Annotated in this window: 22 protein-coding genes and 1 tRNA gene; 10 read left to right on the top strand and 13 right to left on the bottom strand. The window is 69.2% G+C overall.

Going from position 1 to position 25,743, the window contains the following annotated elements:
* Positions 1 to 12 precede the first annotated feature (12 nt).
* The 5 genes from CKW28_RS18155 (at position 13) to CKW28_RS18135 (ending at position 5,962) form a co-directional block, all read left to right on the top strand.
* Complete coding sequence (locus tag CKW28_RS18155; protein WP_003924100.1) at positions 13 to 876, top strand: TatD family hydrolase; 864 nt, start codon at positions 13 to 15, stop codon at positions 874 to 876.
* Positions 877 to 957: 81 nt separating this feature from the next.
* Positions 958 to 2,085, top strand: coding sequence for a resuscitation-promoting factor (locus CKW28_RS18150; RefSeq protein ID WP_003924099.1), 1,128 nt, complete (start codon positions 958 to 960; stop codon positions 2,083 to 2,085).
* The gene (rsmA, locus tag CKW28_RS18145) at positions 2,082 to 2,963 is read left to right on the top strand and encodes a 16S rRNA (adenine(1518)-N(6)/adenine(1519)-N(6))-dimethyltransferase RsmA (RefSeq protein ID WP_040546114.1); all 882 of its coding nucleotides are present in this window, start codon (positions 2,082 to 2,084) and stop codon (positions 2,961 to 2,963) included. The genes CKW28_RS18150 and rsmA overlap by 4 nt, the downstream gene beginning before the upstream one ends.
* 518 nt (positions 2,964 to 3,481) lie before the next feature.
* Positions 3,482 to 5,296, top strand: a complete 1,815-nt coding sequence (locus CKW28_RS24335) for a PGRS repeat-containing protein (protein WP_157997575.1) — start codon at positions 3,482 to 3,484, stop codon at positions 5,294 to 5,296.
* Between the two features lie 210 nt (positions 5,297 to 5,506).
* The gene (locus CKW28_RS18135) at positions 5,507 to 5,962 is read left to right on the top strand and encodes a hypothetical protein (RefSeq protein ID WP_040546144.1); all 456 of its coding nucleotides are present in this window, start codon (positions 5,507 to 5,509) and stop codon (positions 5,960 to 5,962) included.
* 26 nt (positions 5,963 to 5,988) lie between these two features.
* Here the strand turns inward: CKW28_RS18135 and CKW28_RS18130 are convergent, their stop codons facing one another.
* Entirely contained in the window at positions 5,989 to 6,816 is an 828-nt protein-coding gene (locus CKW28_RS18130) for a serine/threonine-protein kinase (protein WP_003924095.1), read from the bottom strand.
* A gap of 187 nt (positions 6,817 to 7,003) precedes the next feature.
* On the opposite strand from CKW28_RS18130, the gene CKW28_RS18125 reads away from it, so the two are divergent.
* Together CKW28_RS18125 and CKW28_RS18120 are read left to right on the top strand one after the other, a co-directional pair.
* Entirely contained in the window at positions 7,004 to 7,972 is a 969-nt protein-coding gene (locus CKW28_RS18125; protein WP_003924094.1) for a 4-(cytidine 5'-diphospho)-2-C-methyl-D-erythritol kinase, read from the top strand.
* Positions 7,973 to 8,296: 324 nt separating this feature from the next.
* Positions 8,297 to 9,931 (top strand): fatty acyl-AMP ligase, encoded by a 1,635-nt coding sequence (locus CKW28_RS18120; RefSeq protein ID WP_003924093.1) that lies wholly within the window; start codon positions 8,297 to 8,299, stop codon positions 9,929 to 9,931.
* Here CKW28_RS18120 and CKW28_RS18115 read toward each other — a convergent pair.
* From CKW28_RS18115 to CKW28_RS18075, 9 genes are all read right to left on the bottom strand, one after another.
* Positions 9,928 to 10,908, bottom strand: coding sequence for an Acg family FMN-binding oxidoreductase (locus CKW28_RS18115; protein WP_003924092.1), 981 nt, complete (start codon positions 10,906 to 10,908; stop codon positions 9,928 to 9,930). The genes CKW28_RS18120 and CKW28_RS18115 overlap by 4 nt on opposite strands.
* 63 nt (positions 10,909 to 10,971) lie before the next feature.
* A complete protein-coding gene (pth, locus tag CKW28_RS18110; protein WP_003924091.1) occupies positions 10,972 to 11,565 on the bottom strand; it encodes an aminoacyl-tRNA hydrolase in 594 nt (197 codons plus the stop codon).
* Positions 11,566 to 11,581: 16 nt separating this feature from the next.
* On the bottom strand, positions 11,582 to 12,244 hold the full coding sequence (locus CKW28_RS18105) for a 50S ribosomal protein L25/general stress protein Ctc (protein ID WP_003924090.1): 663 nt from the start codon (positions 12,242 to 12,244) through the stop codon (positions 11,582 to 11,584).
* A gap of 181 nt (positions 12,245 to 12,425) precedes the next feature.
* Positions 12,426 to 13,304 (bottom strand): oxidoreductase, encoded by an 879-nt coding sequence (locus CKW28_RS18100; RefSeq protein ID WP_003924089.1) that lies wholly within the window; start codon positions 13,302 to 13,304, stop codon positions 12,426 to 12,428.
* 20 nt (positions 13,305 to 13,324) lie between these two features.
* Entirely contained in the window at positions 13,325 to 13,969 is a 645-nt protein-coding gene (locus tag CKW28_RS18095) for an LpqN/LpqT family lipoprotein (RefSeq protein WP_003924088.1), read from the bottom strand.
* Entirely contained in the window at positions 13,966 to 14,310 is a 345-nt protein-coding gene (arsC, locus tag CKW28_RS18090; RefSeq protein WP_003924087.1) for an arsenate reductase (glutaredoxin), read from the bottom strand. The genes CKW28_RS18095 and arsC overlap by 4 nt, the downstream gene beginning before the upstream one ends.
* An 11-nt stretch (positions 14,311 to 14,321) precedes the next feature.
* Positions 14,322 to 15,302 carry a ribose-phosphate diphosphokinase gene (locus CKW28_RS18085; RefSeq protein ID WP_003924086.1) on the bottom strand — a complete coding sequence of 327 codons (981 nt, stop codon included), beginning with the start codon at positions 15,300 to 15,302 and terminating at the stop codon, positions 14,322 to 14,324.
* A 109-nt stretch (positions 15,303 to 15,411) separates the two neighbouring features.
* Entirely contained in the window at positions 15,412 to 16,947 is a 1,536-nt protein-coding gene (glmU, locus tag CKW28_RS18080) for a bifunctional UDP-N-acetylglucosamine diphosphorylase/glucosamine-1-phosphate N-acetyltransferase GlmU (RefSeq protein ID WP_081475421.1), read from the bottom strand.
* 95 nt (positions 16,948 to 17,042) lie between these two features.
* Positions 17,043 to 17,114: transfer RNA gene (locus CKW28_RS18075), tRNA-Gln, on the bottom strand.
* Positions 17,115 to 17,209: 95 nt separating this feature from the next.
* Here CKW28_RS18075 and CKW28_RS18070 point away from each other — a divergent pair.
* Positions 17,210 to 17,803, top strand: coding sequence for a TetR/AcrR family transcriptional regulator (locus CKW28_RS18070; RefSeq protein ID WP_003924084.1), 594 nt, complete (start codon positions 17,210 to 17,212; stop codon positions 17,801 to 17,803).
* A gap of 9 nt (positions 17,804 to 17,812) precedes the next feature.
* On the opposite strand, the gene CKW28_RS18065 is transcribed toward CKW28_RS18070, so the two are convergent.
* From CKW28_RS18065 to CKW28_RS18055, 3 genes are all read right to left on the bottom strand, one after another.
* Positions 17,813 to 18,361: a hypothetical protein gene (locus tag CKW28_RS18065; RefSeq protein ID WP_003924083.1), complete on the bottom strand. Its 549-nt coding sequence runs from the start codon at positions 18,359 to 18,361 to the stop codon at positions 17,813 to 17,815.
* Between the two features lie 104 nt (positions 18,362 to 18,465).
* Positions 18,466 to 19,041, bottom strand: a complete 576-nt coding sequence (locus CKW28_RS18060; protein ID WP_003924082.1) for an LppA family lipoprotein — start codon at positions 19,039 to 19,041, stop codon at positions 18,466 to 18,468.
* Positions 19,041 to 20,597: an alpha/beta hydrolase gene (locus CKW28_RS18055; protein ID WP_040546113.1), complete on the bottom strand. Its 1,557-nt coding sequence runs from the start codon at positions 20,595 to 20,597 to the stop codon at positions 19,041 to 19,043. Before CKW28_RS18055 ends, CKW28_RS18060 begins: the two co-directional genes overlap by 1 nt.
* 181 nt (positions 20,598 to 20,778) lie before the next feature.
* On the opposite strand from CKW28_RS18055, the gene mfd reads away from it, so the two are divergent.
* Together mfd and CKW28_RS18045 are read left to right on the top strand one after the other, a co-directional pair.
* Positions 20,779 to 24,453 (top strand): transcription-repair coupling factor, encoded by a 3,675-nt coding sequence (mfd, locus tag CKW28_RS18050; RefSeq protein ID WP_040546112.1) that lies wholly within the window; start codon positions 20,779 to 20,781, stop codon positions 24,451 to 24,453.
* Positions 24,450 to 25,541 carry a nucleoside triphosphate pyrophosphohydrolase gene (locus CKW28_RS18045; RefSeq protein WP_003924079.1) on the top strand — a complete coding sequence of 364 codons (1,092 nt, stop codon included), beginning with the start codon at positions 24,450 to 24,452 and terminating at the stop codon, positions 25,539 to 25,541. The genes mfd and CKW28_RS18045 overlap by 4 nt, the downstream gene beginning before the upstream one ends.
* Positions 25,542 to 25,743 lie beyond the last annotated feature (202 nt).

Genomic DNA, 25,743 nt, shown 5'->3' with positions numbered 1-25,743 from the left:
TATGGTGTTCTGGTGACCAGCTCGTCCACCCGCCCGACCGAACGGCCCAAGCCGCCGGCTCCCGAGCCGCTGACCCCGCTGGTCGACGCGCACACCCACCTCGACGCCTGCGGCGCCCGGGACGCCGACGACGTGCGGCGGATCATGAACCGCGCCGGTGCGGCCGGGGTGCGGGCCGCGGTCACCATCGCCGATGATCTGGCGTCGGCGCGCTGGGTGACCAGGGCCGCGGAGTGGGATTCGCGGGTGTATGCGGCGGTGGCGCTGCACCCCACCCGCGCCGACGCCCTGACCGACCAGGCCCGCGCCGAGCTCGAGGCGCTGGCCGCGCACCCCCGGGTGGTGGCGATCGGGGAGACCGGTATGGACCTGTACTGGCCCGGCCGCCTCGACGGGTGCGCCGATCCGGCCGCCCAGCGCGAGGCCTTCGCCTGGCACATCGACCTGGCCAAACGCACCGGGAAACCACTGATGATCCACAACCGCGAGGCCGATGCCGAGGTGCTCGACGTGCTGCGCGCGGAGGGGGCGCCGGAGACGGTGATCATGCACTGCTTCTCGTCCGACGCGGTGATGGCACGGACCTGTGTGGAGGCCGGGTGGGTGCTCAGCCTGTCCGGCACCGTCTCGTTCCGCAACGCCCGCGCGCTGCATGAGGCGGCCCCGCTGATCCCGCCCGGTCAGATGCTCGTCGAGACCGATGCGCCCTATCTCACCCCGCATCCGTACCGGGGTGCGCCCAACGAGCCGTACTGTCTGCCCTACACTGTCCGGGCGCTGGCCGATCTGCTCGGCAGACCCGCCGAGGACGTGGCGTGGGAGACCGCCGACACGGCCGTGAGCGTGTACGGTCTTGACGAAAGTTGCCGCATCTAGACCGATTCGTTACCGTCCTGTGATCAGTTCTGGTATTCCGCTGCCGCACGCCGGCCCCCAGCCCGTTGGGAATTTGCGACTGTGAACGTTCTGCACAAGATCCACGAAAACCCCTCCCCGGCGCTGCGACTGGTCGTCGGTGCCCTGCTGGTGGTGCTGGCCGCCGCCGGCGGATACGCGGTGTCGGCCCACAAGACGGTCACACTGTCGGTCGACGGCGCCCCGATGACCGTGTCGACGATGAAGTCCCGGGTCATCGACGTCGTCGAGGAGAACGGGTTCACCGTGGGGGAGCGGGACGATCTGTTCCCCGCGGCCGGGGAACGGATCAGCGCCGACGACACCATCGTGTTGCGGCGCAGCCGGCCGTTGGAGATCTCCCTGGACGGCCAGAAGAGCGAACAGGTGTGGACGACGGCCTCCACCGTCGATGAGGCGCTGGCGCAGCTGTCGATGGCGGACAAGGCGCCGGCCGCGGCGTCGCGTGCCAGCCGCGTTCCGCTGGCCGGCATGTCGCTTCCGGTGGTGAGCCCGAAAACCGTGCACATCAACGACGGTGGTGAGCTGCGCACCGTGCACCTTGCCGCGCCCACTGTGGCAAATCTGCTGGAAGCGGCCGGCGCGCCGCTGGAGCAGCAGGACAAGGTGTCACCGCCGCCGTCGGCGCCGGTGACCGACGGCATGCATGTCGAGGTGACCCGGGTGCGGGTCGAGAAGGTCACCGAACGGCTCCCGCTCGCGCCGAACAACCGGCGCATCGAGGACGAGACCCTCAACAAGAGCCGCACCATCGTGGAGGATCCCGGCCGGCCCGGCGTGCAGGACGTGACGTTCGCGGTGTCGAAGGTGAACGGCGTCGAAACCGGCAGATTGCCAGTAGCCAATGTGATTGTTGAACCCGCAAGGGATGGTGTGCTGCGGGTCGGCGCGAAACCCGGAACCGAGGTGCCGCCGATAACGAATCTGGCAATTTGGGAGGCCCTTGCCCGATGCGAAGCCGGAGGTAACTGGGCCATCAACACCGGGAACGGTTATTACGGCGGCGTGCAATTCGATCAAAATACTTGGGAACGCAACGGTGGTCTGAGGTATGCTCCCAGGGCAGATCTGGCCACGAAAGAGGAACAGATCGCGATTGCTGAGGTCACTCGGGCACGCCAAGGTTGGGGGGCGTGGCCGACGTGTAGTGCGAGATTGGGAGTACGCTGACCATCCGGCTGCTCGGGCGAACCGAGATACGACACCTGGCGAAAGAGATCGAGTTTCGCCCTCGTAAGGCATTCGGGCAGAACTTCGTCCACGATGCCAACACGGTGCGGCGCATCGTGTCCGCATCCGGGATCAACAAGCAGGACCATGTCCTGGAGGTCGGTCCCGGTCTGGGCTCGTTGACGTTGGGGCTGCTCGATCGTGGGGCGCACGTCACCGCGGTGGAGATCGACTCGGTGCTGGCCCGCCAGCTGCCGAAGACGATCGCCGACCACTCACACAGTGAGATCAACCGGCTGATCGTGCTCAACCGCGACATCCTGGATCTGTATCCGCAGGACCTCGAGACCCAGCCGACGGCGCTGGTCGCCAACCTGCCCTACAACGTGGCGGTGCCGGCGCTGCTGCACCTGCTGGCCGAGTTCCCGACCATCCGCACCGTGATGGTGATGGTGCAGGCCGAGGTCGCCGAGCGGCTCGCCGCCGAACCGGGCAGCAAGGAATACGGCGTGCCGAGCGCGAAGGTGCGCTTCTACGGCAATGTGCGGCGCTACGGCATGGTGTCGCCGACGGTGTTCTGGCCGATTCCGCGGGTGTACTCGGGGCTGGTCCGGCTGGACCGCTACGAGTCACCGAAGTGGCCGATGGACGCGGAGTTCCGGGAGCGGGTGTTCGAGCTGATCGACATCGCGTTCGCGCAGCGCCGCAAGACCTCGCGCAATGCGTTCGCCCAGTGGGCGGGCTCGGGGAACGAGTCGGCGCGGCGGTTGTTGGCCGCGAGCATCGACCCGGCCCGTCGCGGTGAGACGCTGAGCATCGCCGACTTCGTACGGCTGCTGCAGCGCACCGACGAGGTCGCCGCCCCGGCCGAGAAGTAACACCGGGGCCGAGAAGTAACACCGGGGCCGAGAAGTAACACCGGCCCGGGGTTGTCCCGGACGAGAATCGACCAGGCCGGTCCGGCGGACCTGGTTCATGTAAGCCTGCACACGCTCAGGCCGTCCCGCATCGTCCCGCATCGGGCGGGTGTTCCTTCGTTGAACCCATCGTTGACCCGTGTCCTGGAACCCGTGTCCGATCTGCTCGGCAGGTCGGTGTGAGTGTCCCGCCGTCGGGACGAAACCTGCGTAGCTGAGATTGCTGTGTGAATTTTATTAGTCCGATCAGCAAAGTGACAATCGAAGGCCTGCCCACGCAACCACCTGCGTTTCCGCAATTATCAGCAACAGCGGCAATTACGCTCTTCGGGCCGAGATGTCGAAAACGGCCAGGTCAACGATTCTTCTCGGCTTAGCATCCCCGGCATTGGCAAACTCTGCTAAGGTCGATCCGCGATGTATATCACAGATTGATCTTGATACAAAGTAAACACCATCGCGCTACCAGTGGTGATAGCTTGCTCGTTGCGTTTCGCAATTTCCTAAGAGAAGGGTCAGAGCTGTCCACCCACCAGATCGACGGTCCGGGTTTCCGGCGATCGCGTAAGCCGTTGGTGGCGGCGGCAGCGGCGATCGGCGGAGCCAGCCTGGTCGTGGCTGCACCCGCCGGCGTATCTCTGCTCACCGCCGCCACCGCACAGGCCGCTCCGGTCGCGCCGGTCGCGCCGGCCCCGCAGGCCCCCTTCGATCTCGACCCGTGGTACTTCTTCGGGAACGGTTACGCGCCGACTCCCCCCAGGCTGGCGGCCGCGACGTTCGCATCCCACCTCGACCCCGGCGAGCTGGCCGGCTCGTTCTTCGACATGGCGGGGGCCATCCCGGGCCTCAACATCTTCATCGGCAACGGCGCCGACGGCACCGAGGACAACCCCAACGGCGGCAACGGCGGCTTGTTCCTCGGCAACGGCGGCAACGGATACGACGTCTCCGGTGAGGGGCAGGTCGCCGGCCACGGCGGGCGGGGCGGCCTGTTCTTCGGCAACGGAGGTGACGGTGGCACCGGCCTCGACGGCGCGCGGGGCGGCACCGGCGGCGACGCCGGGCTGTTCTCGAAGCTCGGCAACGGCGGTGCCGGCGGTGACGGCGCGGTCGGTGGCGACGGTGGCCGCGCCGGGCTGTGGTCGGTGTTCGGCCGGGGCGGGGACGGCGGCAACGGCACCACCGGCGCAGGCGGCAACGGTGGTTACGGCGGTGTCGTCTCGTTCTTCGGCGGCGGCGGTGACGGCGGCGCCGGTGGGGAAGGGGCCCGGGGCGGCAACGGCGGCAGCATCGGCCTGTTCTCCTTCTTCGGCCGCGGCGGTGACGGTGGTGCCGGTGGGGTGGACGGCGACGGCGGCAGCGGTGGGCGTACCGGGCTCTTCTCGAAGCTCAGCCGCGGCGGTGACGGTGGTGACGGCGGCCTGGGCGGCAACGGCGGTCACGGCGGTGGAACCGGGATCATCTCGTTGCTGAGCCTGGCAGGCAACGGGGGTAACGGCGGGAACGGCTACCGCACCACCGACAACAACGCGCTTGACGGCGGTCACGGCGGGAATGGCGGCAATGTCGGATTCTTCTCGCTGTTCAACCTCGGCGGCGCGGGTGGCTGGGGTGGTTCCGGTGTCGACGGCGTCGACGTCGTGGGCGGGAACCCGGACGGCGGCACGCCCGGTGCGCACGGGGAGAGCCACACGCCCGGCGTCTACACCGACCGCCAAGGGGAGGACGGTGAGGACGGCACCGGCACCGGCATCGGCGGGCGCGGCGGCAACGGCGGCTCCTCGTCGGGAACGCATCCGATGGCCGAGGACGGCGAACACGTCAAAGCCCTGGACGGCCGACCCGGCCTTGACGGCGGAAACGGATCCCACGGTGGCAACGGTGGTCACGGCGGTCGCGGCGGTTTCCTCGGTATCGGGGGTTCCGGCGGCTGGGGCGGTCACGGCGGTAACGGCGGCGACACCGATGCCGACGGCGGCAACGGCGGTGACGGCGGTAACGGCGGCAGCGCCGGACGCGGCGGCACCGGTGGGCTGCGCGGCGTGTTCGGCATCAACGGCGGCAACGGCCGGGCCGGTCTCGGCGGCCGCGGCGGCGTGAGCACCGGCACCGGCGGCCTCGGCGGCGTCGGCACCGGTGGATTCGCCGGGAATGTCACCGACCCGAGCGCCGGTTATCCGGGGTCCAGCGGCCAGAACGGGCAGGACGGCGCGGCCGGCCGAAGCGGTCGTGACGGTGCCAACGGTGCCGGCGTTCCGCGCGCCGGTCGCGGCGGCTCGGACCGGGACGGCTGATGTCCTGACCCGCGGACACCTCCCGGGACGCGGTATGCCGCGTCCCGGGAGGTGCGCACCGGCCCTCCAGACCGCTCTGCGCAGCCGCGTCGAGGCTGTATCCCCTCAATGTCGACGTCGATCTCGAGCAGCAAGGACCTGACCTTGTCGGAAACCCGCAATGAATCGAAACCCACTGCCCGTCACGCGGTCTCGCGAACACCGGTACAGGTGAGGCCGGTCCGCGACTGGACGGCGCGCACAGCGCTGCCGATCGCGGTCGTGGCCGTCGGGCTGGCCGGCTGGGCGCTGTTCGACGTCCGGTCGGGCACCGCTGACGCGCCGTCCCCGCCCGATTCCACCGCGCGGGTGTGCGGGGCGTTTCAGGTGGTGAGCACGGCGATCCCGCTGCAGACGCATCTCGATCTCGGCGAGGATCCGGTGGCCCAGACGGCGGTGGCCGGCAATGCGCGGCTGGCGCTCCTCGGCGGCGGTCAGTATCTGTTGGGAACCCTCGACGCCGGCACACCCGAGGACCTGGCGACCGCCGTCAGATCTTTCGCGAACTCGTTGCAGGACATCGGGATCCATGCCTTGGCCGGGGTTCCGAACACTGACCCGATCCAGTCCGGACGGATGGCGGACAGCGACGCGGTGCGCCGCCAGATCGTCGAACTGTGCCAGTGAGCTCGGCGGTCGTCAGCACTGCCCGGTCACGTCGGACCGGTTCCCAACGCATCGCGCACCAGCGTGATGAACTCGGTGCAGGTGGGGTAGCGCGCGTCCGGCAGTTTGGCCAGTGCGCGGGCCAGCACCGAGTCGAAGGCCCGCGGTACCCACTCGAACCGTCGGGACAGCGCCGGTGGTGGACGGTGCAGATGCTGGTCGATCAGCGCCATCCGGGTCGTCGCGACGAACGGCGGTGCGCCGGTGACCAATTCCACCGCGGTACAGGCCAGTGCGTACTCGTCGCTGGCGGCCGACGGCGGCCGGCCGCCGAACAACTCCGGGGCGGTGTAGGCCAGCGACGCCTCCACCGGCACGCGACGGCGCGACACCGTGTGCGCGTCGGGCTTGATGAACTCCGACACCGCATGTGCCACCCCGAAATCGGTGAGCACCCCGCCGGTCCCCGCGAAATCCTCCCCGGACAGGATGTTGGCCGGCTTCACATCGCAGTGCACCACGCCGCGGTAGTGGATGTGGTCCAGCGCGGCCGCGACATCGGCCAGCGCGGTGAGCCGGTCGGCCAGCCGGGGCAGATTCGACACCGGTCCGCCGGCGAGCAGCTCCATCGCCAACCAGCCCGGCCCGGCGCCGTACATCGTCACGACCCGGGGATGATCCAGTCGGGCGGCGAACTCGTATTCGCGGCGCAGCCGTTCGAGGTCCGCCGCGCTGCGGTGGTGCGGGTCGAGCACCTTCAGCGCGACGACGCGACCCCCGTCGGCCTCGCGGGCCCGGTACACGATCGCCGACCCGCCACGGCCGAGCTCGTCGTCGATGACGTAGTTCTCGAACCGGTCGCCACGGCGCAGCACAGTCCCCGACGTTATGCCCTCACACACCGGCCGGGGTGCCGGATGGCATCAACGCGGCGGGTTGGTGTCAGCAGCCGGCACCGATCCACCGCATTGTTCGGAAGTGTCCGGAATTGAGGACGTGTCCGGATTGTCCGGGACCGAAGCGCACTGGCTGGGAAGTCCGCGGCGGCGATAGGGTGCTGCCGTGTCCGATAACGCCGCCTCGGAGTGGGTGCCCACCGGCTCGGTGACCGTGCAGGTACCGGGCAAGGTGAACCTGTACCTGGAAGTGGGTGACCTGCGCGCGGACGGCTATCACGAACTGACCACGGTCTTCCACGCGGTGTCGTTGTTCGACGAGGTCACCGTCCGCAACGCGGACGTGTTGTCGGTGGAGATCATCGGCGACGGAGTGGACGGGCTGCCCACCGACGAGCGCAATCTGGCCTGGCGGGCGGCCGAGCTGATGGCTGAGCACGTCGGGCGGTCCCCCGACGTGGCGATCACGATCGACAAGGCCATCCCGGTGGCCGGGGGAATGGCCGGTGGCAGTGCGGATGCGGCGGCGGTGCTGGTCGCGATGAACACGTTGTGGGAGTTGGGGGTGCCGCGCGCCGATCTGCACACCCTGGCCGCCCGCCTGGGCAGCGATGTGCCGTTCGCCCTGCACGGTGGCACCGCGTTGGGCACCGGGCGGGGGGAGAAGCTGGCGACGGTGCTGGCGCGCAACACGTTCCACTGGGTGTTGGCCTTCGCCGCGGGCGGGTTGTCCACCCCCGCGGTGTTCGCCGAGATCGATCGGTTGCGAGCCGGAAAAGAGCGGTCGCTGCCGCCGCGGCTGCGGGATCCGGGCCCGCTGCTGACGGCGCTGGCGTCGGGGGACCCGATGCAGCTGGCACCGCTGCTCGGCAACGATCTGCAGCCCGCCGCGCTGAGCCTCGACCCGGCGTTGCGGCGCACCCTGCGGGCGGGCGCCGAAGCCGGGGCGCTGGCCGGGATCGTGTCCGGATCCGGCCCCACCTGCGCATTCCTGTGCGCTTCGGCCGAGGCCGCGGTCGACGTGGGCGCCCAGCTGGCCGGCGCCGGGGTCTGCCGCACGGTGCGGGTGGTCAGCGGTCCGATCCAGGGTGCCCGGGTGGTGCCGGCGCCGCCGGTCGCACCCTCGCAGCTGTGAACCGCAGCGCGGGAATTGTGACACGTGCCTCAATCCCGGCTAGAGTTTGGCAGCTACTTAAGAGCATCTTAAGATGAGCGCGGTGAGGGCATGCGGTCGAGTGCGCGACGCGTCGTTCTCGTCCCCGGCGAGGACCGGCGGACGGACGGCCGCTAGTGCCGTAGATCCCGAGACAGATCCCGTGGTCATGCCCGTTGTCCCCGACGCGTCACCGTTTCGAGACGCAATCGCTCCCCAATTGTGCGCGTGTGGCTCTGCATTCGTGCTTCCGAACCGGCGGAACATGAATAACCAGGTGACAGCGCCGGGATTCAGGAGGCTGTAGTGAGCAGATTTACCGAGAAGATGTTCCACAATGCCCGCACGGCCACCACCGGCATGGTCACCGGCGAGCCCCATGCCCCCGTGCGACACACCTGGGGTGAGGTGCACGAACGGGCCCGCCGCATCGCCGGCGGGTTGGCCGCCGCCGGGGTCGGACACGGTGACGCGGTGGGTGTGCTGGCGGGGTGGCCCGTCGAGATCGCCCCGACCGCGCAGGCGCTGTGGATCCGCGGTGCCAGCCTGACCATGCTGCACCAGCCCACCCCGCGCACCGACCTGATGATGTGGGCCGAGGACACCATGAACGTGATCGGCATGATCGCGGCGAAGGTGGTGGTGGTGTCCGACCCGTTCACCGCGGCCATCCCGGTGCTCGAGGAACGCGGCATCAAGGTCCTCACCGTCGAACAGCTGCTGGCCGCCGATCCGATCGACCCGGTCGACACCAGCGAGGACGACGTCGCGCTGATGCAGTTGACCAGCGGCTCGACGGGGTCGCCCAAGGCGGTCGTGATCACCCACCGCAACATCTACTCCAACGCCGAGGCGATGTTCGTCGGCGCCCAGTACGACGTCGACAACGACGTCATGGTCAGCTGGCTGCCCTGCTTCCACGACATGGGCATGATCGGCTTCCTGACCGTGCCGATGTACTTCGGCGCCGAGCTGGTCAAGGTCACGCCGATGGACTTCCTGCGCGACACGCTGCTGTGGGCCCGGCTGATCGACAAGTACAAGGGCACCATGACCGCGGCGCCCAACTTCGCCTACGCGCTGCTGGCCAAGCGGCTGCGCCGGCAGGCCAAGCCCGGTGAGTTCGATCTGTCGACGCTGCGGTTCGCGCTGTCGGGCGCCGAACCGGTCGAACCCGCCGACGTCGAGGACCTGATCGACGCCGGCAAGCCGTTCGGGCTGCGGCCCGAGGCGATCCTGCCGGCCTACGGTATGGCGGAGACGACGCTGGCGGTGTCGTTCTCCGAATGCGGCGCCGGGCTGATCGTCGACGAGGTGGACGCCGACCTGCTGGCCGCGCTGCGCCGCGCGGTGCCCGCCAGCAAGGGCAACACCCGCCGGCTCGCCTCGCTGGGCCCGCTGCTGCCGGACCTGGAGGCCCGCGTCGTCGACGAGGACGGCAACATCCTGCCGCCCCGCGGCGTCGGCATCATCGAGCTGCGCGGCGAACCGGTGACCCCGGGCTACGTCACCATGGGCGGCTTCGTTCCGGCCCAGGACGAGCACGGCTGGTACGACACCGGCGATCTGGGCTACCTCACCGAGGAGGGCCACGTCGTGGTGTGCGGCCGGGTCAAGGACGTCATCATCATGGCCGGCCGCAACATCTACCCGACCGATATCGAGCGGGCGGCTCAGCGCGTCGAGGGGGTGCGCCCGGGCGGCGCGGTCGCGGTCCGGCTCGACGCCGGACACTCGCGGGAGACCTTCGCGGTGGCCGTCGAGTCGAACGCCTGGCAGGACCCCGAAGAGGTGCGCCGCATCGAGCACCAGGTGGCCCACGAAGTGGTCGCCGAGGTTGATGTGCGGCCCCGCAACGTGGTGGTGCTCGGCCCGGGTTCGATCCCGAAGACCTCGTCGGGCAAGCTGCGCCGCTCCACCTCGGTGTCGCTGGTCACCTAACCGCGGAACTCCACCACCTCGGCCAGCGGTCGCCGCGGCGTGGGCGGCGGCGCGTCACCACCGGTGGTCGTGCCCACCCGTACCAGCACCTGCGGCAGGCCGGGCCGGTCCAGCAGTTCGCGCACGATGTCGCGGCTGGGCTGCATCTCGATCATGTGGGTGAGCGGGCAGGTGGCCATTCCGGCCATCGTGCATTCCAACAGCAGCGCGGAGAGCGCCTCCCCGCAGCGCAGCGCGTCGCGGACGGAGTCCTCCGGGGTGGCCAGCACGACGATCGTGGACCGGTCCTCGGCGACCTCGGGACGCCGGTCGCTGTCGCCGCGGGCCGGGAAGGCGCGGGCGATCTCGACCCGCTCCCGTTCGCGTTCGCTGGGCAGCGCATCCGGCGGCAGCCCCTGCGACACCCACGTCGGCGTGGTCCACCACTGCAGTTCGGCGTGGTAGGACGCGTCGTAGCGGCGCAGCGATTCACTGAGCCGTGACGCTTCGGCCAACCGCGGCCGGGCGTCGTCACCCAGGACGGTCAACATGACGGTGTCGTCGAACACGTTCTGCCGCAGCACCGTTTCCACCGTGGACCAGTCCGTCGGCGGGTCGAACGGTAACCGGTCGGTGCGCCGTGCCGAGATCGCCTCGGCACGTTCCCGGTGGGCGGGTGTGACGGCGGGCAGTGCGGTGAACCGGACGGTGGCCAGGTGGTCGGGGTTGTTCGGGTTCGGGAACCGTTCCACACCGGCCTGCCAGCCGGCCGCCGCCATCGCGACCCGCAGATGATCCAGCGCCGCTCCGCAGCTGATCACCAGTTCCCGGCCGGACCGGTCGGTGGCCCGCCCGATGCGGCGGTGGTCGGCGAACAGCTGCACCTCGGTGTCGTCGTCGGTGCGGTCGACGATCCAGCGCCACGGCTGACTGTTGTGCAGAGACGGGGCGCGGCAGGCCAGCTCGAGCGCCCGCTCGAGGATGGTGACGGACGGCATATCGCGAGCCTAGTCAGGCGGGCCCCGCTCAACCAGCGATCCGGCGGTGACTGCGCCGACCGGTCACCAGGCGTGCACGGTGTTCTGCGCCGGTTCCAGACCGTGTTCGAGCAGCAGCTCGGTCGCGTGGGCGGCCTGTTCGCAGATCGTCGGCACCTCGCCGCGTTCGGCGGCCGAGAAGTTCTGCAGCACATAGTCCGCGGCGCTCTTGCGGCCCGGCGGACGGCCGATGCCGATGCGCACCCGGTGGAACTCCTGGGTGCCCAGCGCCGCCGACACCGACCGCAACCCGTTGTGGCCGGCCACCCCGCCGCCGAACTTGAGCCGGATCCGGCCGAACTCGAGGTCGAGCTCATCGTGGATCACCACGATGTCGGCGGGCGCCACCGAGTAGAACTTGGCCAGCGGCCCGACCTGCCGGCCGGACTCGTTCATGTAGCACCGCGGTTTGGCCAGGATCACCGGCCGGCCCGCGAGCCGGCCGGTGATCACCTCCGCCCCGGACTTCTTGTGCACCTTGAACTTCTCGCCCATCCGCCCGGCGAGGATGTCGGCGACCATGAAGCCCAGGTTGTGCCGGGTGCCGGCGTATCTGGGCCCGGGATTACCCAGACCCACGATCAGCCGGGGTCCGGCCGCCGGCTGCGGTTCACTCATGGATGCCGGAGTGCCGTCACTCCGACTCGGCTGCTGCGGCCTCGGCCCCGGCTTCAGCAGCCGCAGCAGCCTGCTCATCCAGCGAGGCTCCACCGCTCTCGGCCTCCAGTTCCTCGGCGGTCGGGGCGGCGACGACGTTGACCACCAGCGTCTCGGGATCGGAGATCAGCGACACACCCTCGCCCAGGTCGAGTTGGCCGGCCAGGAACTGGGTGCCCGCCTCGGCACCCTCCACCGACACGGTCACCTGCTCGGGCAGCGACAGCGCCTCGGCCTCGATCTCGAGCGTGTTGACCTCCTGGGTCACCAGGGTGCCCGGTGCGGAGTCGCCCTCGACGACCACGACGACGTCCACGACGACCTTCTCACCGCGCTTGACGACGAGCAGGTCGGCGTGCTGGATGGTGCGCTTGATCGGATGCACGTCCAGCGCACGGGTCAGCGCGAGTTCCTCGGTCCCGTCGATGTCGAGGGTGAGCACTGTGTTGGCGCCGGAGTGCCGCAGCACCGCCGAGTAGTGGCGGGCGTCGAGCTCGAGGTGGCGCGGCTCGGTGCCGTGCCCGTAGAGCACTGCGGGGACCTTGCCTTCGCGGCGGGCCCGGCGGGATGCGCCCTTGCCGGTGCGCTCACGGACCGTCGCGGTCAACTTCGGGGTGGTGGGGGCCGACGACTTGGCCATCTGGTGTTGCTCCTGTACCGGTTGATGTTCTCAACACGGCAAGGGACAGCGACCCAGAACTGGGTGATCCCGTCGATAACGGTGGTCGAGCCACCCTCGCCGTGACGGCAGCCAGGGTATCGCACCCCCCGGCGGGCGGCGAAATCCGGTCCCGCCGCGGGGACCCTGGAGCCGAAACACCCTAGAGCGGAAACTTGGTGTCGGTGAGCTGCTCGGACAACTCCCACAGCGCCCGGGCGGTGCCGGCGCTGCGGGCCAGCGGGCTACGGCCCACCTGCTCGGTCGGGCCGTGCATGGCGAAGCGGGGCCCGATGAAGCTGTCGCCGGGAACGTCCCGGGCGACCGCGTACAGCGTCTGGCGCGCCCCGAACTCGGCGTCGGTGGCCAGGTAGCGGTTGCCGATCCGGGCCAGCGCATCGCCGAACCTGCGGCCGGTGTGGCCCTGCAGGTTGGTGCTGGAGTAGCCCGGGTGGGCCGCCACCGCGCGCACCGGTGAGCCGACGGTGTCGAGCCTCCGCTGGAGTTCGCTGGTGAACAGCAGGTTCGCCAGCTTCGACTGGGCGTAGGCCAGCCATGCCGAGTACGGGCGGGCCTTCCAGTTCAGGTCGTTTAGGCTGAGGTAGCCGAACCAGTGCATCAGCGACGACACCGTCACCACTCGGTCGGTGATCTGCGGCAGCAACAGATTGGTCAGTGCGAAATGGCCCAGATGGTTGGTGCCGATCTGGCTTTCGAACCCGTCCACGGTGCGGGCCAACGGCACCGCCATGATGCCGGCGTTGTTGACCAGCACATCGACGTCACCCTCGACGCCGGCCGCGAACTCGCGCACCGACGCGAGGTTCTGCAGATCCAGCGCACGGACCTCGACCGGCCCGTGGCCGGGGCCGGTCATCTGTTCGGCGGCGGCCTCACCCTTGGTGGTGTTGCGGACGGCGATGATGACCCTGGCGCCCACCCGGGCCAGTTCGCGCGCGGTGACCAGCCCCAGGCCGCTGTTGGCGCCGGTGACGATGACGGTGCGGTCGGAGAACGATGGCAGGTCGGCAGCGGTCCACATGTCTACTCACCCTAGAGGCGCTATTTCGGGGCGACGGAGAAATCGCGGATGATCGTCTCGATGTCCGGGCCGTGTTCGGCGGCGTCCTCGGCGAAGCTGGTGACGGTCAACTGGATCAGGTAGCGCTGACGCTCCGGCGGGGGCCCGGTCGGGATCACGATCCGGTTGTAACTCTGCATGCGGCGGCCGTTGAGGTCGTAGCTGCCCTCGATCATCGACGACGGGAAGCCGCGCCAGTTCTCGTTGGAGGCGTTGAGCCGTTTGAAGTTCTGCGAACGCTCGGCGTCGGCGTGGCCGTGTTCGATCGCCCGGGCCACGTCGAAGTCGCCGGTCAGCTCGAACACCATCAGCATCGCGATCGGATACGTGTCGCCCTTGGCGATCACCCGGGTGCCCGGCGCGAAGTTCGGGTTGTGATACGGCTGCCAGCCGGGTGGTGTGGGCAGCGTGATGGTGAAGTCGCGCACCTCGTCGGGCGGCACCGGCCGGCCGACGACCCCGACGCTCTCCAGATACTGGTGGATGGGGACCGGCTCCTGGCTGGTCGGTGCCGCCGACGTGTGGGTGGTGGTCCAGATCGACTGGTAGTCAGGGATGTCGTCGCCGCAGCCCGCGAGGGCGCCGGCCAGCAGCGTGAGGGCGACCGCGTAGCGGGCCGCGCTCATAGAATCTCGTGAACCCGGTCGATCGGCCGGGCCAGCCGGGTGCCCTTGGGGGTCACCACGAACGGGCGCTCGATCAGGATCGGATGCTCGGCGAGCGCGTCGAGCAGTTCGTCGTCACTGGCGTCGGCCAGGTTGAGTTCGGAGTACAGCGCCTCTTTCCTGCGCACCGCGGTGCGCACGTCGATCCCGGCGTCGGCGATCAGCTCGGCGATCTCGGCGCGCGACGGCGGGGTCTTGAGGTATTCCACCACCTTCGGCTCGATGCCGTTGTCCCGCAGCAGCTGCAGCGTCTTACGTGAGGTGCTGCACCGCGGGTTGTGGTAGATGACGTTGTCGGCCACTGCGACGCCTCCTAGGCATCTCCGTCGAAAAGACCAGTGACTGAACCGTTCTCGAAGACCGCCCGGATGGTGCTGGCCAACAGCGGGGCGATCGACAGCACGGTCAGCTGCGGGAAGCGCTTCTCCTCGCCGATCGGCAGCGTGTTGGTGACGATCACCTCGCGGGCACCGCACTCGGCCAGCCGGTCGCGGGCCGGGTGTGACAGCACGCCGTGGGTGGCGGCCACGATGACCTCGCTGGCGCCCTCCTCCTTCAGCAGCTTCACCGCGCCGGCGATGGTCCCGCCGGTGTCGATCATGTCGTCGGTCAGCACACAGCAGCGCCCGGCGACCTCACCCACCACGCGGTTGGACACCACCTCGTTGGGCACCCGCGGATCCCGGGTCTTGTGGATGAACGCCAGCGGGGTGCCGCCCAGCGAGTCCGCCCACTTCTCCGCCACCCGCACGCGGCCGGAGTCGGGGGAGACCACGACCATGTTGTCGCAGGGGTAGTTGTCCCTGATGTAGCCGGTCAGCAGGTTCTGGGCGCGCATGTGGTCGACCGGCCCGTCGAAGAAGCCCTGGATCTGGTCGGTGTGCAGGTCGACGCTGATGATGCGGTCCGCCCCGGCGGTCTTGAGCAGATCGGCGATCAGCCGGGCCGAGATGGGTTCGCGGCCGCGGTGCTTCTTGTCCTGGCGGGCGTAGGGATAGAACGGCAGGATCGCGGTGATGCGCTTGGCGCTGCCGCGCTTGAGCGCGTCGATCATGATCAGCTGTTCCATGATCCACTCATTGAGCGGCGCGGGGTGGCTCTGCAGCACGAACGCGTCGCAGCCGCGCACCGACTCGTGGTACCGCACGAAGATCTCGCCGTTGGCGAAGTTACGGGCCGTCTGCGCGGTGACGTGGATGTCGAGTTCCTTGGCCACCTGTTCGGCCAGCTCGGGGTGCGCTCGACCCGAGAAGAACATCAGATTCTTGCGGTTTTCGGTCCACTCGGTGCCCACAGTTTCCTCGCCGCCTCGCCGGTTCGCCGGGTCGATTTCCGGCCTCAATCCTACGTAGCGGTTCTGCTTCGCCGTGGCGGGGTTGGCAACAACCGTGCTGAGCGGATGCTCAGGATGTTTTCGGGGTGTCGTCGCCGTCGCGCTCGGCGGCGGCCTTCGCGGCGAGGTCGGACTTCGATCCCGGCCGCTTGCGGGCCACCCAGCCTTCGATGGTGCGCTGCGGTCCGGCCGACACCGCCAGCGCCCCGGGCGGCACGTCCTCGCGCAGCACGGTGCCCGCTCCGGTGTAGGCGCCGTCGCCGACGGTGACCGGCGCGATGAACATGGTGTCCGAGCCGGTCCGCACGTGTGAGCCGATCCTGGTGCGGCTCTTGGTTTCTCCGTTGTAGTTGACGAACACGCTGGACGCGCCGATGTTGCTGTGCTCGCCGATGTCGGCGTCGCCGACGTAGGTCAGGTGCGGCACCTTGCTGCCGGTCCCGATTGTGGAGTTCTTGGTCTCCACGAACGCGCCGAGTTTGCCGTCGGCGCCGAGCACGGTGCCGGGGCGCAGATAGCTGAACGGTCCGACCGTCGCACCCGGGCCGATCTGCGACGCCGTGCCGTGGGTGCGGCACACCGTGGCCCGGTCGGCGACGGCGACGTCGGACAGCGTGGTGTCCGGGCCGATGTCGCAGTGCTCGCCGATGCTGGTGCCGTCGAGCAGTTGGGTGCCGGGCCGGATCACGGTGTCGCGGCCGATCGTGACGTCGACGTCGATCCAGGTGGTGGCCGGATCGATGATCGTCACGCCGGCCAGCTGATGGGATTTGATGATGCGCCGGTTGAGCTCGGCGGCCAGCGCGGACAGCTGCACCCGGTCATTGACCCCGGCGACGAGCGTGGCGTCGTCGACGTGGTTGGCCCGCACCGTGCGGCCGTCGCTGCGCAGGATCGAGATCACGTCGGTGAGGTAGAGCTCCTGCTGGGCGTTGTCGGTGTGCAGCCGGCTCAGCGCCGACCGCAGCGCGGCGATGTCGAAGGCGTAGACACCGGCGTTGACCTCCTGGATCTGGCGCTGGGATTCGGTGGCGTCGGCCTGTTCGACGATGCCGATGACCTCGCCGTCCTGGGTGCGCAGCACCCGGCCGTAGCCGGTCGGATCTCCCAGCGTGGTGGTCAGGACGGTGGCCGCGGTCGGGGTGGCGGTGTGTGCGGCGACCAGCTCGGACAAGGTCGCGGCGTCGAGCAGCGGGACGTCACCGGAGGTGACCACCACGGTGCCGGTGAAGTCGCCGGGCAGCGCGCCCAGCCCGCATTCGGTGGCGTGACCGGTGCCCAGCTGGCGGTCCTGGACCGCGATGTCGATGCGGCGGTTCAACGTGGCGGCCAGCTCCTCGACCGCCGGGGAGATGCGGTCGCGGTGGTGGCCCAGCACCACGATCAGGTGCTGCGGGTCGATCCGGGCGACCGAGTGCAGGACGTGCGCCAGCATGCTGCGTCCGCCCAGCGTGTGCAGCACTTTGGGGGTGTCGGAGCGCATCCGGGTGCCCGCGCCGGCGGCCAGCACGACCACGGCGGTGCCGGGACGCTCCGGGGTCAGCTGAGGCTGGAGCTGCTGGTGTGGGTGCTGGGGTTGCTGGGACTCGGCTTGCTGGGACGCCATCGCTGCCCTTCCCTGACCGTTCTGCGCGACAGTGCGCGTCTGCACGCCGACACGCCGCTGGAGATGTACATTTGCGCACGCTCGCGGAGCTTGAGCTCCGTCGCCAGGACTCGAACCTGAACTCTCAGAACCAAAATCTGATGTGCTGCCAATTACACCACGACGGATTGTTCGCACTGAGACTCTAGTCGAAGCCGATAGGCTGGCGAGCGTGGCAGTGCCCGACAAGCCTGAGACTCACGTGCGTGCCCCCCGCGCCCGCATGACCGGCAGCGAACGACGGCAGCAGCTGATCGAGATCGCCAAGTCGCTGTTCGCCGAGCGCGGGTATGAAGGCACGTCGATAGAGGAGATCGCCCTGCGGGCGAACGTGTCCAAACCGGTCGTCTACGAGCACTTCGGCGGCAAAGAGGGGCTGTACGCGGTGGTGGTGGACCGGGAGATGTCGGCGCTGCTCGACGGGATCACATCGTCGCTGACCAACAACCGCTCCCGGGTGCGGGTGGAGCGGGTGGCGCTGGCGCTGCTGACCTACGTCGAGGAACGCACCGACGGGTTCCGGATCCTGATCCGCGACTCTCCGGCCGCGATCACCTCCGGAACGTATTCGACACTGCTCAACGACGCGGTCAACCAGGTCTCCTCCATCCTGGCCGGAGACTTCTCCCGCCGCGGCCTGGATCCGGAGATGGCGCCGTTGTACGCCCAGGCGCTGGTGGGGTCGGTGTCGATGACGGCGCAGTGGTGGCTCGACGTGCGCGAGCCGAAGAAGGAGGTGGTGGCCGCGCATCTGGTGAACCTGTGCTGGAACGGGCTGACCCACCTGGAACCCGATCCGGTGCTGCACGAGGAGTGACGGGGGCCGTTACTCACCCAGCGGCATGCAGCTGAACGGCTTCTGATCGGAGAAGTGCACCGCGGGCATGCCGTCGATGATCACGAAGTCGGTGCCTTCGTCCCAGGTGGTGCCCGGCACGATCCAGGGCGGCACACCCTGCGGGTAGGCGATGGTGATGTCGGCGTAGAACTGCACGTCGGCGGGGCAGCGGTCGTCGTCGGCGGGCCGCGGGTTCCACGCGTGCACCACGATCGGGTTGACCAGACGGGGGCCCTCCGCACAGTTCGGCTTGCACTCCACCGACTCGTCGATCCCGGTGCCGCGGGCGCCCTCGGCGTCCCACTGCGTCCAGGTCATCTCCCGCATCAGCCCGGTGCCCTCGCAGTTGTAGAGGATCCGCTCCGGGCGTTCCTCGACCGGCTGGCTCGGGTCGTAGCAGCGGCCGATCAGATAGGAGACCGGGTGCGGCTCGGCGGCCGCGTCGGCCGGTCCGGCCGGGTCGGCGGCGGCCGGCGATGCGGCGGCGAGGATCGTCAACGCTGCGGCTCCGATCAGCGCGGCACCTGCCCGGATCATGGCATCCCTTTCTGGCGACCTTTTCTGACGACGCGGCGAAGTTTGCCACGGTCGGGCCGGATGCTAGCACCAATGGGTGCTGACCGCGTGCGGCGCGTCGCGGTTCACTTCGGCGCTGCTTCGCGGGCCTTGCGTTTGTCCTCGGCGGTGAGGTAGCAGCCGGTTCCGACGTACATGCTGGCCGCGACCATCGATCCGAAGGCGAGGCGGCCACCCTCGCCGTCCTCGATGACGAGATCCTTCGCGTGATCGTCGCTGGGATTCTCGGTGTGACTGATGACGTCGGTGTACCCGTATCTCGCGGCGATGTCGATGACCGCCTGCGAGGCTTCATCCCACAGTTCGGCAGGGACCGGGACCTTCGATGTGTAGTGCCGGCTGATGTAGGACCGCCCGCGAGTCGACCCGAAGTCGCCGCAGGGAGTCTCACTTGCCTTGCGGTTCGGCAGCCATTCGGATCCGGGGACGATTCTGGTCAGCTCGGTGGTGATCTCGGTGATCATCCGGTCGCGGTCGGCGAGGACGTCCTCGGCGTCGCGGCGGTTGAGGAGTTCGCCGAGTTCTCCGGGGGTGCCGTGACCGTGGTCGCCGTCGGCCCGTCCGGTGTACTCGCTTTCAAACATCGGACCGCACCCGGTCAGGGCGAGCACCAGCAGTGCCGAGATCGCCAATCGCCACATCAATCCTCCACTCGGATGAACCGGTCGTCCTGTCCCAGACCGGCCACCACCACCGCCTGGTTGTAGAGCGCGGTCTTGTTGATGAATGAGTATTCGCTGTGGCCGCTCGACGCGTCCCGCGGGCCGAGCGGTGTGGACTCGGCGTTGGTCGAGAGGTCGATGAACCCGGGCAGCTCCGACGGTATGACGGCGCCGTACCGGCCGAGGTTGGCGACGATGTCGTTGTCGGCATGCTGGACGAAGACGTGTCCCTCGCTGAGGTGCAACTTCTCGGGAGTCACGTTCTTGTGCCACTCCCAGACATTGGTCTCGAGTCCGGGTGAGCCCATGAACACCACGTTGTCCGCCGCGGTCCCGCGTTGCAGTGCCTCGCTGGCCACCAGGGACCCGTAGGAGTGGCCGAGCACGGTCAGATTCGGGTCGGTGTCGCGGGAACTGTTGAGGCCGTTGATGAACGACGCCAGTTTCGGTGCGTTGTCATCGGCGTAGTGGGGGCTTCCGGCCTGTGCGACATTCGCCGGGGGCTCGTAGCCGAGCCAGGCAACAGTCGCGACGGTCTCGTCGGATCTGCCGGCTTGCTCGAGTACCCGCTCGGTCTCGGCCTTCAGCCATCCCGACTGTTCGACATACGTCGGCAGATCATTGCCCGCGTCGGGTTTGTCATAGGTGACCGACCCGGTCCCGGGCACATAGACGCTGACGTGGTCCGCGGTCTCGACATCGCCCAGCGCGACCGCCACCTTCGGGTGCTCACCGTCGAAATCGAGCACCAGCAGTTGCCGCTCCTCGCCCTCCAATGCGTCATCGATCGCGGCGATCGTGTCGCGCTCCTCGACCGTCAGCCCGGGGTCGTCGCGCAACCCCTCCAACCGGTTGCGGTTGGCCTGGTCCCGCGCGGAGGCCGGGACCCCGTCGAGGTTGCCGATCCACTCCGGACGCTCGTGGATGAGCCGTTGCCGGTCCTCCTCGGAGAGCCCGTCCCACCACTGGTTGACCTCGGTGTCGGTGGCGCCCTCGGGCGGTTTGAGGTCGTCGATGTCCGGTTCCGGTGGGGCCTCGGCCCCGGTGTCGGCGCCGTCGCCGAGGGCCTGGATGACCGATTGCGAACTCTGCTGGTCGACCCGGTCGAAGGTCTGCAGCAGGGTTTTCAGCGTGGTGGTGTAGGCGGCGGCGACGTCGGGGGTCATCAGGCCGCCGGAGGTCAGCGCGATCACGGTGCCGTCGTCGCGGACCAGCCCGCCGAGGCTGCGGGCCTGGGCGGCCACGTCGAGGATCCGGGTGCGCAGCGCGGACAGGTTGGCGCCCGCATCGGCCAGTGTGGCCTGCAGTGAGGTCAACCGGGTGCGCAGCTGTTCCTGCTGCGCGAGGTGCTGTTCGCCGCGGGCCAGCGCCGCGTCGGCGGCGGTGCCTTCCCAGCCGCCGGCCAGGGCGGCGAGCGCCGACCGCTCGGCGGTGATGATCGTGTCCAGGTGGGTGATCTTGGTCTGCAGCTGTGCGGCGGCGGCCGTCAACCCCTGGGGGTCGGCGGCTTCGACGAGTGAGATGGTCGCCGACATCACCCACACCTTTCGCGATCAGCGCAGCTCACTAGACGTTAACATCCGCCGACCCGGCCCCTGCGCACCAATTATCGGTCTACCTGCGTCGATACCGCCCACCGGCGGGTATGTGCCGAGTCGTGCGCACACCACCCGCCGGATTCGACACCGCCCGTGCAGCGAATAGGATGGGTGAATCATGACCGCATCGGGGCACCCCCATGTCCAAACCCCGATCGCGGGGCTGGTGGATCTGGCATTACGCGACCCTTCTCTGCAGGATGTCGCTGCCCGAGCCGCCGATCGTCCGGCTGAACTGTCGCTGGTAGGCCCCGCGTCCGCACGGGTGTTTGTCGCAGCCGCACTCGCTCGATCCGGCCCGCTGCTGGTGGTCACCGCCACCGGCCGGGAGGCCGAGGAGCTGACCGCCGAACTTCGTGGCGTGTACGGCGACGAAGTCGCCATGTTCCCGTCCTGGGAGACGTTGCCGCACGAGCGGCTGTCGCCCGGGGTGGACACCGTCGGCACCAGGCTGATGGTGCTGCGCCGGCTGGCCCATCCCGACGACGCCCGGCTGGGCCCGCCGCTGCGGGTCGTCGTCACCACCACCCGTTCGCTGGTGCAGCCGATGGCCCAGCGGCCCGACGAGGTGCGGCAGACCGAGCCGGTCACCCTCACCGTCGGGGCGGACGCCGACTTCGACGAGACGATCGCCCGGCTGGTCGAACTGGCCTACACCCGGGTGGACATGGTGGGCCGGCGCGGCGAGTTCGCCGTCCGCGGCGGCATCCTCGACGTCTTCCCGCCGACCGCCGAACATCCGGTCCGGATCGAGTTCTGGGGCGACGAGGTCTCCGAGATGCGGATGTTCTCGGTGGCCGACCAACGGTCCATCCCGGAGATCAGCATCGACACCGTCGTCGCGATGCCGTGCCGGGAACTGCTGCTCACCGACGAGGTGCGGGAGCGGGCCGTCAAACTCGCCGAGCAGCACCCCAGGCAGGAGAACACCCTGCCCGGCACCCTGCCGGACATGCTGGCCAAACTCGCCGAGGGCATCCCGGTCGACGGGATGGAGGCGCTGTTGCCGCTGCTGCGGCCGGGTGAGCTGTCGATGCTGACCGACCATCTGCCCGCCGGCGCGCCGGTGCTGGTGTGCGACCCGGAGAAGGTCCGCACCCGCGCCGCCGATCTGATCTCCACCGGGCAGGAGTTCCTGGAGGCGTCCTGGTCGGCCGCGGCCATCGGGGGTGACGCCCCCATCGATCTCGACGCGCTGGGCGCGTCGGGCTTCCTCGATCTCGACGACGCCCGGGCGTCGGCCGCGGAGGCCGGCCACCCGTGGTGGACGCTGAGCCAGCTCAGCAGCGAGTCGGCGATCGAGCTGGATCTGCGGCCGGTGCCCGCGGCGCGCACCAAGAGCGCGGTCACCGAGATCTTCGCGATGCTGCGCGCCCACGTCACCACCGGCGGGTATGCCGCGGTGGTCACCCCCGGCGCCGGCACCGCCCAACGGATCGTCGAACAACTCGGCGAATCCGAGACCCCGGCAAGACGTCTGGAGCCGGGTGCCGGGCTCGAACCCGGTGTGGTCGGGGTGCTGCAGGGCCCGCTGCACGACGGTCTGGTGCTGCCCGGCGCGAACCTGGTGGTGATCACCGAGGCGGATCTGACCGGCAACCGGGTGACCGCCCAGCAGGGCAGGAAGCTGGCGCCCAAGCGGCGCAACGTGGTCGACCCGCTGGCGCTGACCGCCGGGGACCTGGTGGTGCACGATCAGCACGGCATCGGCCGGTTCGTCGAGATGGTGGAGCGCACCGTGGGCGGTGCCCGCCGCGAGTACCTGGTGCTGGAGTACGCGTCGAACCGGCGCGGCACCGGCGGCGGCCACACCGACAAGCTCTACGTGCCGATGGACTCGCTGGATCAGCTGAGCCGCTACGTCGGCGGGGACTCGCCGTCGCTGTCGCGGCTCGGCGGCAGCGACTGGACCAACACCAAGACCAAGGCGCGTAAGGCGGTCCGGGAGATCGCCGCCGAACTCGTCGCGCTGTACGCCAAACGCCAGTCCGCGCCCGGCCACGCGTTCAGCCCGGACACCCCGTGGCAGCGCGAGATGGAGGACGCGTTCGGCTTCACCGAGACGGTCGATCAGCTCACCGCGATCGAAGAGGTCAAGGCGGACATGGAGAAACCGGTCCCGATGGACCGGGTGATCTGCGGCGACGTCGGGTACGGCAAGACCGAGATCGCGGTGCGGGCCGCGTTCAAGGCCGTGCAGGACGGCAAGCAGGTCGCGGTGCTGGTCCCGACGACGCTGCTGGCCGACCAGCATCTGCAGACGTTCACCGAGCGGATGGCCGGTTTCCCGGTCACGATCAAGGGGCTGTCGCGGTTCACCAGCCCCAGCGAATCCCGCGCGGTGCTCGAGGGCATGGCCGACGGGTCGGTCGACATCGTGATCGGCACGCACCGGCTGCTGCAGACCGGGGTGCGCTGGAAGGACCTCGGGCTGGTCATCATCGATGAGGAGCAGCGCTTCGGCGTCGAACACAAAGAGCACATCAAGTCGATGCGCACCCATGTCGACGTGCTGACCATGAGCGCCACCCCGATCCCGCGCACCCTGGAGATGAGCCTGGCCGGGATCCGGGAGATGTCGACGATCCTCACCCCGCCCGAGGAGCGCTACCCGGTGCTGACCTATGTCGGCCCGTACGACGACAAGCAGATCGCCGCCGCGCTGCGCCGCGAACTGCTGCGCGACGGGCAGGCGTTCTACATCCACAACCGGGTCAGCACCATCGACAAGGCGGCCGCGCGGGTACGTGAACTGGTGCCCGAGGCGCGGGTGGTCGTCGCGCACGGCCAGATGAACGAGGAGGCCCTGGAGCGCACCGTCGAGGGGTTCTGGAACCGCGAATACGACATCCTGGTGTGCACCACGATCGTGGAGACCGGGCTGGACATCTCCAACGCCAATACCCTGATCGTGGAGCGGGCCGACACCTTCGGCCTCTCCCAGCTGCACCAGCTGCGCGGCCGGGTGGGGCGCAGCCGGGAACGCGGCTACGCCTACTTCCTGTATCCGCCGGACGCGCCGCTCACCGAGACCGCATACGACCGGCTGGCCACCGTCGCGCAGAACAACGAACTGGGCGCCGGGATGGCGGTGGCGATGAAGGACCTGGAGATCCGCGGCGCCGGAAACGTGCTCGGCGTCGAGCAGTCCGGGCATGTCGCCGGGGTCGGCTTCGACCTGTACGTGCGGCTGGTCGGCGAGGCCGTCGAGGCGTACCGGGCCGCTGCCGAAGGCAAAACCGTTGCCACTCCGGAGGAACCGAAGGATATCCGGATCGATCTGCCGATCGACGCGCATCTGCCGCCGGAGTACATCGCCAGCGACCGGCTCCGGCTGGAGGCCTACCGCAGGTTGGCGTCTGCCCCGGACGACGACGGGATCGCCGCGGTTGTCGACGAGCTGGTCGACCGGTATGGACCGTTGCCCGAACCAGCGCAGCGGCTGGTGGCGGTGGCACGGTTGCGGCTGCTGTGCCGGCGGTTCGGCGTGACCGAGGTGAGCGCCCCGTCGGAGGCCACGGTCCGGGTGGCGCCGCTGACCCTGCAGGACTCCCAGCAGGTGCGGCTCAAGCGGCTGTATCCAGGAGCGCACTACCGGGCGACGACATCGACTGTGCAGGTGACCATTCCGCGGTCCGGCGGTATCGGCTCACCCCGGATCCGGGATCTGGAGCTGGCCCAGATGGTGGCTGGATTGTTGCTGATGCTCCATGGCGACACCGAGGGCGAAGTTGATATAACCAGGTTCGGAGGTGCAGCGGCTGTGACGAGCGACAAGCGGCGACCACGATGACCGTGGTCCTGGTCGATCCCCGGCGGCCATCGCTGGTACCGGTGGAGGCGGTGGGGTTGTTGGCCGGGGACGTCCAGTACACCGAGGAGATGCCGGTCAAGGTGCCGTGGTCGCTGCCGTCGGCGCGGCCGTGGATGGCCGACTCCGATGACGACCCGGCTCCGGTGCTGCTGTCGTCCGATCCCGATCACCCCGCCGTGCAGGACAGGCTGGCCGCCGGTGAGCAGTTGATCCGCGCACCGGAGCCGTATCCGGGTGAACGGCTGCTCGACGCGGTGGCGATGATGGACCAGTTGCGCACCTCGGGGCCGTGGGAGAGCGAGCAGACCCACGATTCGTTGCGCCGCTACCTGCTCGAGGAGACCTACGAGCTGTTCGACGCGGTGCGCAGCGGCAACGCCGACGAGCTGCGTGAGGAGCTCGGAGATGTGTTGCTGCAAGTACTGTTTCACGCGCGCATCGCCGAGGACGCGCCGGAGAACCCGTTCTCCATCGACGATGTCGCCGACGCGCTGGTGCGCAAGCTGGGCAACCGGGTGCCCGCCGTGCTGGCCGGTGAACCGGTGACCCTGGACGAGCAGTTGGCGCAGTGGGAGGAACGCAAGGCCCTGGAACGGCGGTCCAAGCGCAACCGTTCCTGTCTGGACGATGTGCCCACCGGGCAGCCCGCTCTTGCGTTGGCGCAGAAGGTGATCGAGCGGGTGACCCAGGCCGGCCTGCCCGCCGACCTGATCCCGTCCACCATCACCTCGGTCGCCGTGTCGGCGGGTTCGGACGCCGAGCATGTGCTGCGGACCCATGTGCTGGAGTTCATGGACACCGTGCGGCGGGTGGAGGAGGCAGTCGCCGCCGTCCGCCGCGGTGAGGACGTGCCCGAAGAGCTCGATGTGGCGCCGCTGGACGACATCACCGAAGAGGAATGGCGCACCTACTGGCCGACGGTCAGCGCGGCGGAGGCCGGAACTGTGGCCGAGGTCGACGCCGAAACTGTGAGCGGGGCCGAATCCGACGCTGAGCCTGCGCACTCCGGTGACGGCGAACCCGGTGACGGCGAACCCGGTGACGGCGCCGCGGCAGACGAGCCCTGACCGGCTGAGTGTGACGTGATTGCGGTCAATGTGATCGCACCGCGTTCAGGGTGAACCCGCCGCATTCAGTGTGCGGACAGTGTTCTCAGCGTGAGACCACACAGGCGAATCGGGTGAAATCCGTACCTGTGCGCACATTCGCCTCAGCCGTTGCACATCCGAAGCCGATGGCGCACACCCGAAGCCGATGGCGCACACCCGA

The sequence above is a fragment of the Mycolicibacterium thermoresistibile genome (assembly GCF_900187065.1).
GTDB classification, from domain to species: Bacteria; Actinomycetota; Actinomycetes; order Mycobacteriales; family Mycobacteriaceae; genus Mycobacterium; species Mycobacterium thermoresistibile.
This window is presented reverse-complemented; position numbering and strand designations above follow the sequence as displayed.